A 15,632-nucleotide genomic window follows, 5' to 3' on the forward strand; every position below is an offset into this window, starting at 1 on the left:
TGCGGGCGAGACCCGAAGGCTGATCATCGATCGGGATCGCCGGGGACGATGGGAGGGGAATACTCCGCACCCAAGATGGTTCTCTTTGGAAGTACCTCGGAGGGTGTCCGAGGTGACGCCACTCGATTTCCAGGAGCCGACATGAGCCCCACCAGCGCAACCACCACGCCAACCACCCCGGCCGGCATGGCCGGCGCGATCCGCGAGCGGTTTCCTCTGGGGGCCCAGTGGCCCACGCTCGATCCGTTTCTGTTCGTCGCCCACCACGACGACGCCTATCCCGAGGGCACCGAGGACTTCGGCCCCGACGCATCGCTCGAGGGGCGTCAAATGGGTTCGGATTTTGCCGCCAAGGATGGCTGGAACATGTACCACGGTGCGGTGGTCCCGGGGTTCCCCCAGCACCCGCACCGTGGGTTCGAGACGATCACCTATGTGCGGCGTGGACTGATCGATCACGCCGATTCGTTGGGCGCCGCCGCTCGCTTTGGACACGGCGACACCCAATGGGTGACCGCTGGGGCGGGCATCGTCCATTCGGAGATGTTCCCGCTGCTCAACGGCGATGCGCCCAACCCCACCGAGCTGTTCCAGATCTGGCTCAACCTGCCCGCCGCCAACAAGATGGCCCCGCCGGCGTTCACGATGCTGTGGGCCGAGGACACGCCGGTGGTTGACGTGACCGACGACGAAGGGCGGACAGCCTCGGTCACCGTCGTCGTCGGCGAGTTGGCCGGTCGAGCATCCGCAGCGGCGCCGCCCGACTCGTGGGCGGCCCGGGACGACGCTGAGGTGGCGATCTGGCACGTTCGGCTGGGCCCTGGGGCCGGCTGGGAGATGCCCGCAACCGAGCACGTCGAGACCGAGCGCATGGTGTACGTCTTCGAGGGGGATTACGTGGACCTCTGTGGGGAGCGTCTCGATGCCGGCACCGGAGCGCTGGTCGACAGCGACTCCCCGGTGGGCCTGGTCGCAGGGCCGGCGGGCGTCGAGTTGCTGGTGATGCAGGGCCGCCCGATCGGCGAACCGGTGGCCAAGTACGGACCGTTCGTCTTGAACGACCGGGCGGGCATCGAAGCGGCCTTCGCCGACTACCGGGCGACCGGGTTTGGCGGCTGGCCATGGGACGTCGATGGTCCGGTGCACGGGGCCGACCCGGCCCGCTTTGCCCGCCACCCGGACGGGCGGATCGACCGCCCGGGCCGCTGAGCCGCCGGCCGTCGCCCAGGCCGGGAACGCCGCCGCCTGGTGATCAGTCCTGGAAGTCTGGCGGCCGACCCTCCCGTCGGGCGCGGGCGGCCTCCTCGAAGTTGCCGGTGGTCATCCGCACGAACAACTGGGTGTGGCTTTCCATCTCGATGGCCGCCCGCAGGCTGGAGGTTTCCAACCCGGCCCACATCATGCGCTTGGTGAGGGCCATGCCCTGGGCGCTCCAACCGTTGATCCGATCGGCCAGCTCGAGCGCCTCGTCCAGCAGGGCATCGTCGGGTACCACCCGCGAGACCAGGCCCATCGCTGCCGCCTCATGGGCATCGATGTCGCGGCCCGACAGCATGATTTCGAACGCCCGGGAGGAGCCGATCGCCCGCGGCAACAGGAAGCTGAGGCCCAGTTCGGTGGCGGTCAGGCCGTTGTTGGTGCCCGCCGCCCTGAAGTAGGCGGACTCGGCGGCCAGGCGGATGTCGGCCCCCAGGGTGAGACAGAACCCACCGCCGATTGCGGCACCGTTGATGGCGCAGATGACCGGCTGAGGCATGCGTTGCATGGCGGGCACCAGGTCGGCGAGCAGCGACATGGCCCGGGTGGCGATGCGGCTCATCGACAGGTTCTCGATGTTGGGTGGCGGCTCGGACGGGCCGGTGTCGGCACCGGAGCAGAAGCCGCGTCCCGTGCCGGTGAGCACGACGCAGGTGGTGTCGTTGTCGTCCGCCACCTCGGCGAACGCGGCGTGAAGCGGCACCATCTGTTCGAAGCTCATCGAGTTCATGCGCTCGGGGCGGTTGAGCGTGATCACCGCCGTCTGGGGGTGGGTTCGGTCGATGAGGACCAACGGCTCCTCAGGGCCGCCCCCCGATGCCGGGGGAGGGGGTCGGACGGGGTCGAACTCGGCCATGGTGCCACGATGGCAGATCGCCGGTGGCCACGACCGGATGCCATTGGTCGCACCCCTCAGCGAGGGCGCGCGGTCGACCGGCGGTCAGGTTCCGCAGAAGGTGCGAAACCGTGCCGTGAACTCCTCGGGCGCTGGCTGGGCCATGCGGGGATCGTCCGGCTCGTCAAACGGGTTGGTCACGACGACCAGCAGACGGTTGAACGGATCAAGATCGCCGTCGGTGGCGGCCTGCAGCGTCTCATCGACCAGATGGTTACGGGGGACGACCGCCGGGTTTCGGGCGTTCATCTCCTCGGCGACCACCCCGACGGGGCGTCCCTCGGCGGACAGCTGGGCGCGCCAGCGACCGACCCAGGACCGGAGGGCTGCCGACGACGCGGGTTCGGTCGGTTCGCCCTCGTCGAGATCGTCGAACGAACGGGCGAGCCGCCGGAACGTCCGGGTGTAGTCGAGCCGGTCGTCGGCCATCACGCCGAGCAGGTCTGCGAACAGCTCCGGATCGGTGGGCGCTGCGACGAGGCCGAGCTTGGCCTGCATGCCGGCGCGCCATTCAAGGTCGTAACGCGTGGCGAAGCGGTTGAGCGAGTCGGTGGCGATGGCGATGGCGGGATGATCCGTCGGCTCGTCGGTCTGGTCGCCGGGCTGGTCGTCGAGTGGGCGACCGACCTCATCGGCGATGAGCGGAAGCAGGGCCTCAGCGAGCCGGGCCAGGTTCCACGTGGCGATCGGAGGCTGATTGCGGTAGGCGTAACGACCGGCGTGATCGATCGAGCTGAACACGGTCGCCGGGTTGTATCGGTCCATGAACGCGCACGGCCCGTAGTCGATGCCCTCGCCGGAGATCGTCATGTTGTCGGTGTTCATCACCCCGTGGATGAACCCGGTGAGCATCCATCGGGCCACCAGCTGGGCCTGGGCTCCGACCACCGCATCGAGAAACGCCAGGTAGGGCGTCTCGGAGGCGGCCGCTTCCGGGTGGTGGCGGGCGATGGCGTAGTCGGCCAGCCGCTGCACCAGCCCATCGACGCCCAGCCTGGCGGCGTACTCGAAGGTGCCGACCCGGAGGTGGCTGGCGGCCACACGGGTGAGCACGGCCCCCGGTTCGGCCAGGTCGCGGCGCACGGACTCGCCGGTGGTAACGACCGCCAGGGCCGGGTGGTCGGCACCCCGAGCGCCGACATGGCCTCGGCGACCAGGTACTCGCGCAGCATGGGGCCGATGGTCGCCTTGCCGTCGCCCCCGCGAGCGAACGGGGTGCGGCCCGACCCCTTCAGGTGCACGTCGAGGCGTCGGTCGCCGGGGCCGACCAGTTCGCCGAGCAGCAACGCCCGACCGTCGCCCAGGCGCGGCGAGTAGTTGCCGAACTGGTGACCGGCGTAGCTCATGGCAACCGGTCGTGCCCCGACGGGGACCCGGTTGCCGGCCAGCGTGGCCACGCCGTCGTCGCTGCAGAGTGCGTGCGCCTTCAGGCCCAGCTCGGCGCCGAGCGGCTCGTTGAGCGCCACGATCTGCGGATCGGGCACCGCGGTTGCCGCCCACTCGACGACGAGCTCGGGAAAGGCGCGTGCGAAGCCATCGTCGAGGTTGATCACCGGGTCGAGTGTGTTCGCTGGGGATTCGAGCCCGTTGGATGACGACACCCCGGTCGGCTGTGCCCCGGTCGGCTGTGCCCCGGTCGGCTGTGCCTCGGTTGGCTGCGCCTCGGTCGACTGCGCTTCGGGTGGCTGCTCGCCGGGCTGATGGCCGGACGTGGAGACGGGGGTGGGCATGGTGCGTTCCTTCTCGCTCGGCACAGGGGGTGGCGGTCGGGTCGGGCGGTCCAGTGTGCCCCGGGCCGATAGGTTGCGCCCATGAGCCAGGTTGCACCGGACACCCACCAGATCGATGATGAAGCCCGACCCGGCGCCTGGGCGGCCGACACGTCGCTGGACGTGATCGAGGTAGTCGGCCCCGACGCGGTCGGATACCTCCAGGGGCAGCTCAGCCAGAACGTGTCCGGCTTGGCGGTGGGGGCGTGGGCGCCGTCGTTGCTGCTGGAGCCCCAGGGCAAGATGTGCGCCTGGATGCGCGTGCACCGGGCGGCCGACGACACTGTGCATTTGGTGGTCGACGCGGGTTTCGGCACGGTGGTCGAGCAGCGGTTGCGTCGCTTCTGGCTGCGGACGAAGGCCGAGCTGTCGACACGGTTCAATGTGCCGACGCTGGCCGTGCGCGCCTGGCCGGACGGTTTGGCCGTGCCTGCAGCCGAGGACGTCACACCCGGCGGAGCCGACCCGATCCTGGTGGCGCCGGCGCCGTGGCCGACGCACCCGGGCTTCGATCTGATCGGCGACGGGGCGACCCTCCCCGACGACGTCGTCAGGCTCGAGGGTGATGCGGGGCGTCAGGCGCTGGAACGGGCCCGGGTGGCCAGCGGCGTGCCGGCGATGGGCACCGAGATCGGGCCCGACACCATCCCGGCTGCGGCCCGGGTGGTCGAGGCCTCGGTCGACTTCACCAAGGGCTGCTATACCGGCCAGGAGTTGGTGGCGCGCATCGACAGCCGGGGCAACGTGACCCCCACCCGGCTGGTCCTCCTCACAGGCGACGGCGAGGTGCCGCAACGGGACGCTGCGCTCAGCGTCGACGGCACCGACCGGGCCAGCGTCACCACGGCCGTCCCCGCCGCCGGGGAGGGTGGACAGGTCTGGGATACCTGCATCGCACCGTGGACACGCCGGCAGAACTCACCCCTGGCCGACGGGCAACCCGTTCACGCTGTCGACCGGGCTAGAACCCGAGCCGAGCCACCGGTCGGGCTCAGTGATGGGCACCGAGTGACGGATGTCAGCCATCGAGCGGTGATCCAGACGCGTCGTCGGCGCCGAACTTCCCTCGATGAAACACTCAACCATCATCGTCGGTGCCGGTATCGGCGGGCTTTCCGCCGCCTGGGCACTACGTGACGACCCCGATCTGTTGGTGCTCGACGGCGGCGATCACGTCGGTGGACACAGCGACACCGCCGTCGTGCGGCCGGATGGGCCCGACGGCCCGGAGGTGGCGGTCGATACCGGCTTCATCGTCCACAACGACCTCACCTACCCCAACCTCGTCGCCCTGTTCGAGCATCTCGACGTCGAACGTGCCCCGAGCGACATGTCCTTCGCCTTCACCGGAGGCCCGGCCGCCGGTTCGAGGGGCGGCGAGGCCGAGTACTCCGGTTCGCTGGGTGGCCTGCTGGGCCACGGCGGCTGGCACCGACGCAGCAACCTTCGGCTGACCCGGGACATCGTCCACTTCGGTCGGGTGGCGGCCGCCGCGTCTGCGGACGGCACCGACCACATCACGCTGGCCGAGCTGTCCGCCCGATTCTCGCCCGAGTTTCGCGATCGCTACCTGTACCCGATGGCGGCCGCCATCTGGTCCTCGCCGGACATCGACGTCGCAGCGATGCCCGCCCGCTCGCTGATCGCCTTTTTCCACCAGCACGGCCTCTTTCGCCTGCGGAACCGCCCCCGGTGGTCGACGCTGGCCGGTGGCAGCGCCAGCTACGTCGACGCGCTGGTCGGCTCGCTCGCCGGCGAGGTTCGTCACGGCGTGTCGGTGTGCAGCGTCACCCGGGTGGGCGACGCCGTCGTCGTCTCCGCGGCGGACGGACAGTCCTGGAGCGCCGACCGGGTGGTGCTCGGCACCCACGCCGACGTCTCCCTGGCCTTGCTTGGCGACGATGCAACCCCCACCGAGCGCGACGTTCTCGGCCGGTTTCGTTTCAGCCCCAATCGGGCATATCTGCATTCCGATCCGACCTGGATGCCGCAGCCGACGCAGCCACTGGTCGGCATGGAACGTCTCGGGGACACCGTCGGAGGAGGTCACGGTGACGTATTGGATGAACCGTCTGCAGCCGCTTGAGTGCGACACCGACCTGTTCGTCACCTTGAACCCCCGACCCGTCCCGAGTGTGTCCTGCGGGTGCGGGACTACACCCATCCGGTGATGTCGGCGGAGTCGGCCGCCGCCCAGCGGGTGCTGCCGACGATTCAGGGCCTCGGCTCGGTGTGGCATTGCGGCGCCTGGTGCGGCTACGGCTTTCACGAGGATGGGGCCGAATCCGGCCTTGCCGTCGGACAGGCGCTCGGCGGCGACGTGCCCTGGGAGCTCATCCGACGCGTCGACCGGCCGGCCTCGATCGTCACCGAGACGGCCCGGGCGAAGGAACTGGTATGAACTCGGGCTCGGTCGAACTCGGCGGCCTGGCCTCCGGGTGGTACGTCGGTCGGGTCCGCCACGTGCGCCATCGCCCGGTGACTCACCGCTTCGACTCTTCGATGATGATGGGCCTGTTCGACCTGGACGAACTCGATCGACTCGACGCCGAGGTGCGCGGCTTTGGGGTCGACCGCCATTCGCCGATCGGCTTTCATACCGCCGATCATGGCGCCGCCGACGGGTCGCCGCTGCGCCCCTGGGCGGTCGAGCGGCTCGCCGACGCCGGCATCGACGCCGCCGCAGCGGAAGGGCCGATTCGCCTGCTGTGCATGCCGCGCACCTTCGGGTTCGGTTTCGACCCGATCACCGTCTGGTTCCTGCATTTTGCCGACGGGACCCCCAGCGCGTTGATCCACGAGGTGCGCAACACCTTCGGCGACCGACACGCCTACGTGGCGCCGATCGACGACCCCCAGCACACTCCTTGGCGCCAGCGCGCCGACAAGACCATGCACGTCTCCCCGTTCTTTGACCGCGACGGCCGCTACGACTTTCGGATCGTTCCGCCCACAGCACGACCAGGTTCCCCGGTGTCGGTCCGCATCGTCTACCGCGACGATGACGGCCCGTTGCTGACAGCCTCCTTTGCCGGGGTGCGGCGGCCCTTCACCACGCTGGGCACCCTCGCCGCCGTCGCCCACACCCCGGCGATGGCCCAAAGGCCGTCGTCGGCATCCACTTCCAGGCCCTGCGCATCTGGCGCAAGGGCGTTCGCCTACCGCAGCGTTCCCGAACCGCCGCAGCGTCCCACGACCGCCGGCACCGGCTGCCCGGTCGGCGCCCGCCGCTACTGCGACTTCCGTCCACCCAACAGCACGGTCCGTCGAATCCCGAAAGGAAGTTCACGATGAGCTCCACCTCCGACCGGCTCGCCGCCGGTCTCGCCCGAACGATCGCGAGTCGGGTCACCACCGGCACCCTCCACCTGACCACGCCCGACGGAACGTGCAGCACCCATCGGGGCGCAGCCGCGGGTCCGGAGGCCACGCTGGTGGCCCACGACCCGGCCCTCGCCCGCCGGGTGGTCGCCGAAGGCGCCGCCGGGCTGGGCGCCGGCTATGTCGACGGCCAGTGGGACACCGATGATCTACCGGCCTTCCTCAAGTTGGCCGCTGCGTCGGTCGACCGGTCCAACGCCAGCTCGCTCGGCTCCAACGTGCAGCGTCGTGGGTTCGTCGGTGTGGGATCGGCGACCCCGGCGTCGCGGCGGTGCCGTCGACGCCATGGCCGACCACTACAACCTGGGCAACCGGTTCTACGAGCAGTGGCTCGACCCCTCGGTCACCTACTCCTCCGGCTTCTACGACGGCACCGACGACCTGGCCGAAGCCCAACGGGCCAAGTACGCCCGGGTGCTCGACCGGGCCGGCATCACCGCCGGCTCCAACGTGTTGGAGATCGGCTGCGGCTGGGGCAGCTTCGCCGAGGCCGCCACCGCTGTGGGCGCCCGGATCACCGGCGTGACGATCGCCCAGGAACAGTTGGACTACGCCGAGAAGCGGGCGGCGCAGGGCGGCTGGAGCCACGCCAGCGACTTCCAGCTACGCGACTTTGCCGATGCCACCGGCCGCTACGACGCCATCGTCTCGATCGAGATGATCGAGTCGATCGAGCAGGACCGCTGGCCCGAGCTGTTCGACACCGTCGCCCGCTGCCTGAAGCCCGGTGGACGGGCGACCTTCCAGATCATCACGATCGACGACGGCCTGTGGGACACCTACCGTCAGCGCAACGACTTCATCCGGGAGTACATCTTCCCGGGAGGCCGCCTGCCCGCCCCCAAGGTGATCTCGAAGCTGTCCGACGCCGCCGGTCTGGCCACGGTCGACGTCCTCGACTTTGGTCAGTCGTACGCCCGCACCCTGGCCGACTGGTCGGACCGCTTCGAGGCCGCCTGGCCCGACATCGAGGCGATGGGCTTCGACGATCGCTTTCGGCGCATGTGGCGCTACTACCTGGCCTACTGCCAGGTTGGCTTCGAGCTGGGCCGCATCTCCGTGCAGCAATGGACCTGGGAGCACGCCGGCTGAGCAACGCTCCGCGAAACGAGGGGTCAGGGGTGTGGAGGAGTGGCGGTGAAACTCACCGCCACTCCTCCACACCTCACTCCACACCTCACTCCACACCTCGCCGAACGTCGGGCTAGAACTCGTCCTCGAGGGCGCTGATCTGGTCCACGCGGCGCTGATGCCGCCCGCCCTCAAACTCGGTGCCGAGGAAGGTGGCCAGGATCTCCTCGGCCAGGCCGACGCCGACGACGCGGGCACCCATCGACAGCACGTTGGCGTCGTTGTGTTCCCGGGCCATGCGGGCGGTGTAGAGGCAGTTGCACAGCGCAGCGCGCACGCCGCGCACCTTGTTGGCGGCCAGCTGCTCGCCCTGTCCGCTGCCGCCCAGCACGATGCCGAGCTCCGTGTCGCCGGTGCGCACGGCGCGGCCCACGGCGGCGCAGAACGCCGGGTAGTCCACGCTGGCGGTCGAGTCGGTGCCCAGGTCGACGATGTCGTGACCCTGGCCGGTGAGGAGGTCGATCAGGTGGGACTTGAGTTCGAAGCCGGCATGGTCGGAGCCGATGGCGATGCGGGTCATGTGCTCATCGTAGGGCCGGGACCTGCAGGGCCCGGATACGGTCCGGGCGCAGAAAAACCTGAGGTCAGCCCACGCGGCGCGGAACGGCCAGCGCCGCCAGCGCTGCGGCCGGGTCGGGCGAGGTGACCAGGTGCTCGCCGACCAGCACGGCGTGGTAGCCGGCGTCGGCCAGTTGCCGTGCGTCTGCGGGGCCGGTCACCCCCGACTCGGCGATGGCGACGACGTCGCTTGGGATCGTCCCCGCCACCCGCACCGCACGCGCGGTGTCGACCTTGAACGTCACCAGGTCGCGCTGGTTGACACCGATCATCGATGCGCCCGCAACCTCGACGGCGCGCTCCACCTCGGCCTCGTCGTGGGCCTCGACCAACGCGGACAGGCCGATCTCGGCGGCCAGGGCGGCGAAGTCGGCGAGCTCGGTGTCGTCGAGCGCCGCGGCGATCAACAGCACGCAGTCGGCGCCCATCAGCCGGGCATCGCACACGTCGCGCGCGGAGACCGTGAAGTCCTTGCGCAGCAGCGGCCCGACGAAACCCGACCGGGCGGCGGCCAGGTCGGCCGCCGAGCCGCGAAGAAGTCCTCGTCGGTGAGTACCGACACCATCGCTGCACCGGCCTCCCCGTAGGTGGCCGCCAGGCGGGCCGGGTTGAGGTTGGGGTGCAGGTCGCCCTTGGACGGGCTGGCCCGCTTCACCTCGGCGATCACGGCCAGCCGGTCGCCGGCGGTCAGGGCATCGGCGGCTGGCACGGTGGGCGCCATCGCCTTGGCCTGCTCGATCAGCCCGGACAGCGAACGCTGGTCATCGGCGGCGGCCCTGCGGTGCGCGGCGAGGATGTCGTCGAGGTAGGTGGCCACGTGGATCGTCCTGTCGTTCTGGTGAGCGGCGGGGTGCCTCAGCGGCGCGAGCTGGAATTCTCGGCTCGTGCGCCGGCCAGCATGGCCAACAACGGAACCAAAAGGAAAGCGACGCCGGCTAGAAAGCCGAAGACGACCGCCAGACCGACCAACCGATCTTGGTGGGTGACGAAGCTGGCCAGCAGCGTGAGCACGGCGGCGAGCCCGAACCCGACCGGCACGAACTGCAGCAGCGGGTGGATGGCGGTGCCGGGCACGCCGGCGTCGGACTCCTCCCGCCAGCCGGTATCGTCGTCGTCGGGGTGCAGCGGTCGAAAGGGCCGCTGGGGACGCGGTGGGGTGGCCGCACCGCTGCGTCCGGCGGAGAAACTGCCGCCCCCGCTGCTGGTGAGGGTGTCGTCGTAGTTGGCTCGCCGGTCCTCGTCGGAGAGCACCGCCCAGGCCGCGTTCAGCTCCCGCATCTTGGCCTCCCGCATCGCCCGCTCGGTTGGCGGTCCGACGTCGGGGTGGGACCTGCGCACCTGGGCCAGATAGGCGCGACGCAGGGTGGGGGCGTCGTCGCCGGAGTGGGCGCCGATCGTGTCGTAGAGCGTCACCCCTCGATCGTACCGGCCGGTCCGGTCGCCACCCAGGCGCCGAGGGGTAGCGTGCGAGCTGCAGCAAACCGAGGCGGGAGTCAAGGCGTCGTGAACCGGTTGCATACGAACGATCAGCAAACCGAGGCGGGAGTCAAGGCGTCGTGAACCGGTTGCATACGAACGATCAGCAAACCGAGGCGGGAGTGAACTGAGTGTTCGTCAAGATCTGTGGCATCACCAACGAGGAGGACGCGCTGATGGCCGTGGCCCTGGGGGCCGACGCCTTGGGTTTCGTTTTCGCTCGGTCGTCCCGCCAGATCACCCCAGCAGCGGCCGCCGACATCATCAAGCGACTTCCCCCGGACGTGCTGGCGGTGGGCGTGTTTCGGGACGAGGCCCCGGACCGGGTGGTCGACCTGGCACTGCGGGCCGGATGCCGGGGGGTGCAACTGCACGGGCACGAAACCCCCGAGATGGCCGACCGCATCCGGCCGAGCTTTCCGGTGTTGATCGTCGCCATGGCTGCCGGGTCCTCGCCGCTGGGCCACTTCGATCGCTTCGGAGCCGACGCGCTGTTGCTCGACGGTCATGCCCCCGGTTCGGGCGAGGTGTTCGACTGGTCGCTCACCGAAGGCATGCCGTCCAACCGGCGGGTGATCCTGGCAGGCGGGTTGACCCCGGACAACGTCGCCGACGGCGTCACGGTGGTGCGTCCGTGGGGCGTGGACGTGTCGACCGGCGTGGAGCTGACGCCGGGAGTCAAGGACCCGCGCCTGGTGCGGGCGTTCATCCATGCCGCCCGCGACGCCGAGGATCCGGTGGCCCGTGTTCAGGGCCCCGGCCCCTTCGACGGGTATGAGGAGTAGTGCGCCGATGACCTCCCGGGATGCGCTGGCCGCCATCATCGATCACACCTTGCTGATGCCGACAGCGTCGGCCGGCGAGGTCGAGGCTCTCGTCACCGAAGCCGTCGACCTGGGGGTGGGGGCGGTCTGCGTCTCGCCCTCGCGGGCGCGTCTGGTGACCGACCTCCTCATCGGTGCGGGCGAGGCTCGACCGGCGGTCGCGTCGGTGGTGGGGTTCCCCTCCGGCGCCCACGTGGTGGCGATCAAGGCCGCCGAGGCGTCGGTGGCGGTGGCCGCCGGGGCCTCGGAGGTGGACGTCGTCGCCGACCTGGCTGCGGTCGCCGGGGGAGACCTTGAAGCCCTCGCTGTCGAAACCGAGGCCATCCGCGCTGCGATCGGTCCGGGGATCGTGCTCAAGGTGATCCTGGAGAGCGCCGCCATCCTGGCGCTCGGGGACCGGGGGAGTGGCCTGCTCACCGGCGCCTGTCGGACGGTCGCCGATGCCGGGGCCGACCTGGTGAAGACGTCGACCGGGTTTCATCCCGCCGGGGGAGCGACCACCGAGGCGGTGGCGCTGATGGCCGCTGCGGTCGCCGGTCGGGGATCGGGCTCGGTGGGGGTGAAGGCCTCGGGCGGCATCCGCAGTGCGGCCGACGCCTTGGCGATGGTCGACGCTGGTGCCACCCGTATCGGTGCCTCGGCCTCCCGGGCCATCCTTGAGGACCCCGTCTTCGCTTGAGACCCCCGGGGATCGATGCAGCGAGGAGGTCCCGGTCGCTGATACCGATTGACAAGGCGTCGTCGCGTCATTGTTGCTGACGTCGCAGCCAAATTCATCAGCCGCACGACATGCTCGCCCAGACCGGCACAAGATTTACTCACAGAGTGCACAAATCCGTGGTGTGATGACACCCCGGGGTCACCTGTTGAGTTCCCCCTTCAATATCGTCAAACTTCGGGATGCTCTCTACGCTTTGAAGGCGGACCCATGTTTGTTCGATTTCGAAATCTCCTTGCCCCGACCAGCGCCATGCTGGCGGCCGTGGGCCTCGCCGCTCTCTTAATTGCAGTCCCCGCCAGCGCCGCCCTGCGCAAATAACACGCGTGAAATCTGGTCGGCTTGCCGATCAGGGGAGCCACACAGTGTTCAAAGTCGCTGCGGTCGTGTTGGACGACCAGACCAGAGTCGAGCTGGAGGCGAGGGCGCGTTCCACGACGATGCCGGTCCGCGACGTGCAACGGGCCCGGATCATCTTGTTGTGTGCGGAGGGAGTGTCGATACGTCAGATCGCCCGGCCCGGTCGGCACCGGCGACGCGAGTTCGAGTACGGCCGTCACGGCACCGCGTCGTTGTTCGCCGCCATGGATGTGCATTCCGGTCAGGTCCTCGCGCAGCCGATCGACGTCAAGAACGACTCGATCAACTTCTGTGGGTTTCTGACCGAGATTGACCGGGTCGTCGACCCGGACCTGGAGATCCATGTGGTGTTGGACAACGGCTCGTCGCACCGGTCGAAGCACACCACGGCCTGGTTCGAGGATCACCCCCGTTGGGTGGCCCATTTCACCCCGCCCCCTGCCGGCTTCGGCGGCCGGGATCGCCGAGACGCCCGCCGCCGTCTGTCGCGACGGCGCCGCATGGAGCCGGCCGACCGTCCAACCCAGCGTGTGCGTTCGATCGTCGCCGGTGCGAAATTCGTTCCTGGGCTTCAAGGGATCATTCTTCGACACGGTGGCGAAGGGCGTGCATCGTGTCGTTCTTCGCCGATCCCATGGGCGAACGAACGCGGCGGTCGGGTAGAACTGTCGTCGGCGACTCCGTCGTCGAGCCCAACCGACGACGAGGAGTCCCGACACAGATGAGCGAACGACTACTGGTGATCGGTGGTGACGCCGCCGGGATGTCGGCTGCGTCCGCGCTAAGCGACGGAAGCCGTCCCTCGACGTGGTGGCCTTCGAGCGGGGCGAGCACACGAGTTTCGCGGCCTGCGGCATTCCCTACGTGCTCGGCGGCGACGTCGACTCGATCGAGGACCTGGTCGCCCGCACGCCGGCGGAACACGCCGAGCACGGCATCGACGTGAAGATGGCCACCGAGGCGACCGAGATCGACATCAACGGTGCCCGGGTCAAAGTGCGCGAGCTGGAGACCGGGGCCGAGCGGTGGGAGGGTTACGACCAGTTGATGATCGGCACCGGCGCCACCCCGGTGCGCCCGCCGATCGACGGCATCGATGCCCCCCACGTGTACGGGGTGCAGCACCTGGATGCTGTGCCGCCGCTGCTCGCCGAGGCCGAGCGGGCCGAGGGCTGCCGGGTGGCCCTGATCGGTGCCGGGTACATCGGCGTCGAGCTGGCCGAGGCCTTCGCCAACCGGGGCGCCAAGGTGACGATGCTCGAGGCCGGCGACCAGGCCATCCTGCGGCTGCCCGCCGACCTGGCCGAGGACCTGCGCGCCGGCATCGAGGGCATCGGGGTCGAGCTCCGCACCGGCGCCGGCGTCAACACGATCGAAACCGACCGGGTGACGACCGACGACGGCGAGTATCCCGCCGACCTGGTCGTGCTCGGCCTCGGCGTGGCGCCGAACACCGACCTGGCCGTGCGGGCCGGATTGGAGACGGGCCCGAAGGACGGCATCGTCACCGACGACCGCCAACAAACCAGTGCCGAGGCCATCTTCGCCGCCGGCGACTGTTGCGTGGCCCGGCACCGCATCTCGGGCGAGCTGGCCTACGTGCCGTTGGGGACCACCGCCAACCGGCAGGGGCGGGTGGCGGGCACCAACCTGGGCGGCGGCGATGCCCGCTTCCCCGGCATCCTCGGCACGGCGGTGCTGAAGCTGTGCGGGGTGGAGATCGGGATGACCGGCCTCAACCTGGACGAGGCGATCGATGCCGGCTTCGACGCAGTCGCCACGACGATCACCTCGTCGACGACCGCCGGCTACTACCCGACCGCCGAGCAGGTGCGGGTGAACATGGTGGCCGAGCGGGGCACGGGCCGGCTGCTCGGCTGTTTCATCGTGGGGGGAGCCGGTTCGGCCAAGCGCATCGACACTGCGGCGACGGCGCTGTCGAACGAGATGACCGCCGAGCAGCTGGCCGACGTCGACCTCAGCTACGCCCCGCCGTTCTCGCCGGTGTTCGATCCGATCACGATCGCCGCCCGCGTGTTGGGCGAGAAGCTGTAGCCGAAACCGGCCCGGCCTCAGGGTGGGCGAGGGTGGATCGCAGCGCCACCTTGTCGATCTTTCCGGTGGCGTTCTGGGGCAGCGCAGCGACCAGCGCGATCCGTTTGGGCACCTTGAACGGAGCCATCGAGTTGCGGACGTAGGCGCGCAGCTCGTCGACGTCGGCGCTGCGACCGGGATGGGGCACGACGACGGCGGTCACCACCTCGCCCCAGCGGGCATCGGGGGTACCGACCACTGCCACCGCCTTCACCGCCGGGTGGGTCGCCAACACCAGCTCCACCTCGCGGGCCGACACGTTCTCACCGCCGGAGATCACCAGGTCTTTGAGCCGGTCGGTCACCCACAGCCGCCCGTCAGTATCGAGGCGGCCCAGGTCGCCGGTGCGCAGCCAGCCGTCGGCGCCGAAGGTGTCGGCGGAGGCCTCGGGACGGTTCCAATAGCCGGCGGCCACCTGCGGACCGGCCAGCTCGATCTGGCCGGCCTCGCCGGAGGCGACCTCAGTTGTTGCGTCCGGCTCGAGAGCCGCCGCCCGACCGGTGGGTGGCTCAGAGCCGGGGATCGGCGTGACACGAACGCGGGTGAGCGGACCGGGGAAGCCGGCCGCCGCGAGCAGGCGCGGTTCGCTCCCGAGCGCGGAGCGGTGGCTGGCGGCGTCGAGGAACACGGCGTTGCCCGAGGCCTCGGTCATGCCGTAGCCGCCGGAGAACTCACACCCCAGGCGGACCGACGCCTCGGTGAGCAGCTCGGGGGTGATCGCCGAGGCGCCGTACCCGACCGCGCGCAGGGTTCCCGGCGGCACCGAGTCGGTTGCGGGATCGTCGAGCAGCATCGCCAGCATGGTGGGCGCCAGGCTGGCCATCGTGGCGCCGAAGCGGCGGGTGAGGTCCCAGAACAGGCCGGCCTCGAAGCGCTCGGCGAGGACGACCGGGCGACGGGCCAGGTGCAGCGCCAGCACATTGTGGGCCGACACGTGACACAACGGGAACGGGTACAGGTAGGTGTCGGTTGCGCCGACCGGGCGCCCGAACAGCGCGGTGGTGGCGCCGGCGAGCAGCGAGGCATGCGTGAGCACGACCCCCTTGGGGGTGCCGGTGGTGCCCGACGTGTGGATGATCCAGGCCGGGTCGTGCGGGCGAGCGCGGCGGCCCGGCGGTGACCGACGGGCGGTAGCCGGGCCCGACACCCGTGGGGACCTCGACGAGCAG

13 protein-coding genes and 3 pseudogenes are annotated in these 15,632 nt (G+C 70.0%); 10 read left to right on the forward strand and 6 right to left on the reverse strand.

Going from position 1 to position 15,632, the window contains the following annotated elements; all coding sequences use genetic code 11:
* The first annotated feature begins 186 nt into the window (after positions 1 to 186).
* Positions 187 to 1,209, forward strand: coding sequence for a pirin family protein (locus tag IPN02_19315; protein MBK9298934.1), 1,023 nt, complete (start codon positions 187 to 189; stop codon positions 1,207 to 1,209).
* 43 nt (positions 1,210 to 1,252) lie between these two features.
* Here IPN02_19315 and IPN02_19320 read toward each other — a convergent pair whose 3' ends face one another.
* A complete protein-coding gene (locus tag IPN02_19320) occupies positions 1,253 to 2,113 on the reverse strand; it encodes an enoyl-CoA hydratase (protein ID MBK9298935.1) in 861 nt (286 codons plus the stop codon).
* A gap of 84 nt (positions 2,114 to 2,197) precedes the next feature.
* Positions 2,198 to 3,882 (reverse strand): annotated as a pseudogene (locus IPN02_19325) (YdiU family protein).
* A gap of 81 nt (positions 3,883 to 3,963) precedes the next feature.
* On the opposite strand from IPN02_19325, the gene IPN02_19330 reads away from it, so the two are divergent.
* From IPN02_19330 to IPN02_19350, 5 genes are all read left to right on the forward strand, one after another.
* Entirely contained in the window at positions 3,964 to 5,058 is a 1,095-nt protein-coding gene (locus tag IPN02_19330) for a hypothetical protein (protein MBK9298936.1), read from the forward strand.
* Positions 4,991 to 6,007 carry an FAD-dependent oxidoreductase gene (locus IPN02_19335; GenBank protein MBK9298937.1) on the forward strand — a complete coding sequence of 339 codons (1,017 nt, stop codon included), beginning with the start codon at positions 4,991 to 4,993 and terminating at the stop codon, positions 6,005 to 6,007. Before IPN02_19330 ends, IPN02_19335 begins: the two co-directional genes overlap by 68 nt.
* 60 nt (positions 6,008 to 6,067) lie before the next feature.
* Positions 6,068 to 6,322, forward strand: a complete 255-nt coding sequence (locus tag IPN02_19340; GenBank protein ID MBK9298938.1) for a hypothetical protein — start codon at positions 6,068 to 6,070, stop codon at positions 6,320 to 6,322.
* Positions 6,319 to 7,215 (forward strand): DUF1365 domain-containing protein, encoded by an 897-nt coding sequence (locus tag IPN02_19345; GenBank protein ID MBK9298939.1) that lies wholly within the window; start codon positions 6,319 to 6,321, stop codon positions 7,213 to 7,215. The genes IPN02_19340 and IPN02_19345 overlap by 4 nt, the downstream gene beginning before the upstream one ends.
* Positions 7,216 to 7,530: 315 nt before the next feature.
* A complete protein-coding gene (locus IPN02_19350) occupies positions 7,531 to 8,394 on the forward strand; it encodes a class I SAM-dependent methyltransferase (GenBank protein ID MBK9298940.1) in 864 nt (287 codons plus the stop codon).
* A gap of 112 nt (positions 8,395 to 8,506) precedes the next feature.
* Here the strand turns inward: IPN02_19350 and rpiB are convergent, their stop codons facing one another.
* The 3 genes and pseudogenes from rpiB to IPN02_19365 form a co-directional block, all read right to left on the reverse strand.
* Complete coding sequence (gene rpiB / locus IPN02_19355; GenBank protein MBK9298941.1) at positions 8,507 to 8,953, reverse strand: ribose 5-phosphate isomerase B; 447 nt, start codon at positions 8,951 to 8,953, stop codon at positions 8,507 to 8,509.
* Between the two features lie 64 nt (positions 8,954 to 9,017).
* Positions 9,018 to 9,733, reverse strand: a pseudogene (locus IPN02_19360) (indole-3-glycerol-phosphate synthase).
* Between the two features lie 113 nt (positions 9,734 to 9,846).
* Positions 9,847 to 10,404: a DnaJ domain-containing protein gene (locus IPN02_19365; protein ID MBK9298942.1), complete on the reverse strand. Its 558-nt coding sequence runs from the start codon at positions 10,402 to 10,404 to the stop codon at positions 9,847 to 9,849.
* Positions 10,405 to 10,598: 194 nt separating this feature from the next.
* Here IPN02_19365 and IPN02_19370 point away from each other — a divergent pair, with 194 nt between their 5' ends.
* The 4 genes and pseudogenes from IPN02_19370 (at position 10,599) to IPN02_19385 (ending at position 14,424) form a co-directional block, all read left to right on the forward strand.
* On the forward strand, positions 10,599 to 11,252 hold the full coding sequence (locus IPN02_19370) for a phosphoribosylanthranilate isomerase (GenBank protein ID MBK9298943.1): 654 nt from the start codon (positions 10,599 to 10,601) through the stop codon (positions 11,250 to 11,252).
* A 7-nt stretch (positions 11,253 to 11,259) separates the two neighbouring features.
* Positions 11,260 to 11,970: a deoxyribose-phosphate aldolase gene (locus tag IPN02_19375; GenBank protein ID MBK9298944.1), complete on the forward strand. Its 711-nt coding sequence runs from the start codon at positions 11,260 to 11,262 to the stop codon at positions 11,968 to 11,970.
* A 404-nt stretch (positions 11,971 to 12,374) separates the two neighbouring features.
* The gene (locus tag IPN02_19380; protein MBK9298945.1) at positions 12,375 to 13,094 is read left to right on the forward strand and encodes a transposase; all 720 of its coding nucleotides are present in this window, start codon (positions 12,375 to 12,377) and stop codon (positions 13,092 to 13,094) included.
* A pseudogene (locus tag IPN02_19385) lies at positions 13,091 to 14,424 on the forward strand (FAD-dependent oxidoreductase). The gene IPN02_19380 and the pseudogene IPN02_19385 overlap by 4 nt, the downstream one beginning before the upstream one ends.
* On the opposite strand, the gene IPN02_19390 reads toward IPN02_19385, so the two are convergent.
* On the reverse strand, positions 14,387 to 15,610 hold the full coding sequence (locus IPN02_19390; protein MBK9298946.1) for an AMP-binding protein: 1,224 nt from the start codon (positions 15,608 to 15,610) through the stop codon (positions 14,387 to 14,389). The pseudogene IPN02_19385 and the gene IPN02_19390 overlap by 38 nt on opposite strands.
* Positions 15,611 to 15,632 lie beyond the last annotated feature (22 nt).

Source organism: Candidatus Microthrix subdominans, from assembly GCA_016719385.1.
Taxonomy (GTDB): domain Bacteria; phylum Actinomycetota; class Acidimicrobiia; order Acidimicrobiales; family Microtrichaceae; genus Microthrix; species Microthrix subdominans.

Bases quoted from the DNA above. Each gene is read 5' to 3' on its own strand.
- IPN02_19330 (MBK9298936.1), top strand. From the start codon at position 3,964: ATGAGCCAGGTTGCACCGGACACCCACCAGATCGATGATGAAGCCCGA.
- IPN02_19315 (MBK9298934.1), top strand. From the start codon at position 187: ATGGCCGGCGCGATCCGCGAGCGGTTTCCTCTGGGGGCCCAGTGGCCC.
- IPN02_19320 (MBK9298935.1), bottom strand. From the start codon at position 2,113: ATGGCCGAGTTCGACCCCGTCCGACCCCCTCCCCCGGCATCGGGGGGC.
- IPN02_19335 (MBK9298937.1), top strand. From the start codon at position 4,991: ATGAAACACTCAACCATCATCGTCGGTGCCGGTATCGGCGGGCTTTCC.
- IPN02_19345 (MBK9298939.1), top strand. From the start codon at position 6,319: ATGAACTCGGGCTCGGTCGAACTCGGCGGCCTGGCCTCCGGGTGGTAC.
- IPN02_19375 (MBK9298944.1), top strand. From the start codon at position 11,260: ATGACCTCCCGGGATGCGCTGGCCGCCATCATCGATCACACCTTGCTG.
- rpiB (MBK9298941.1), bottom strand. From the start codon at position 8,953: ATGACCCGCATCGCCATCGGCTCCGACCATGCCGGCTTCGAACTCAAG.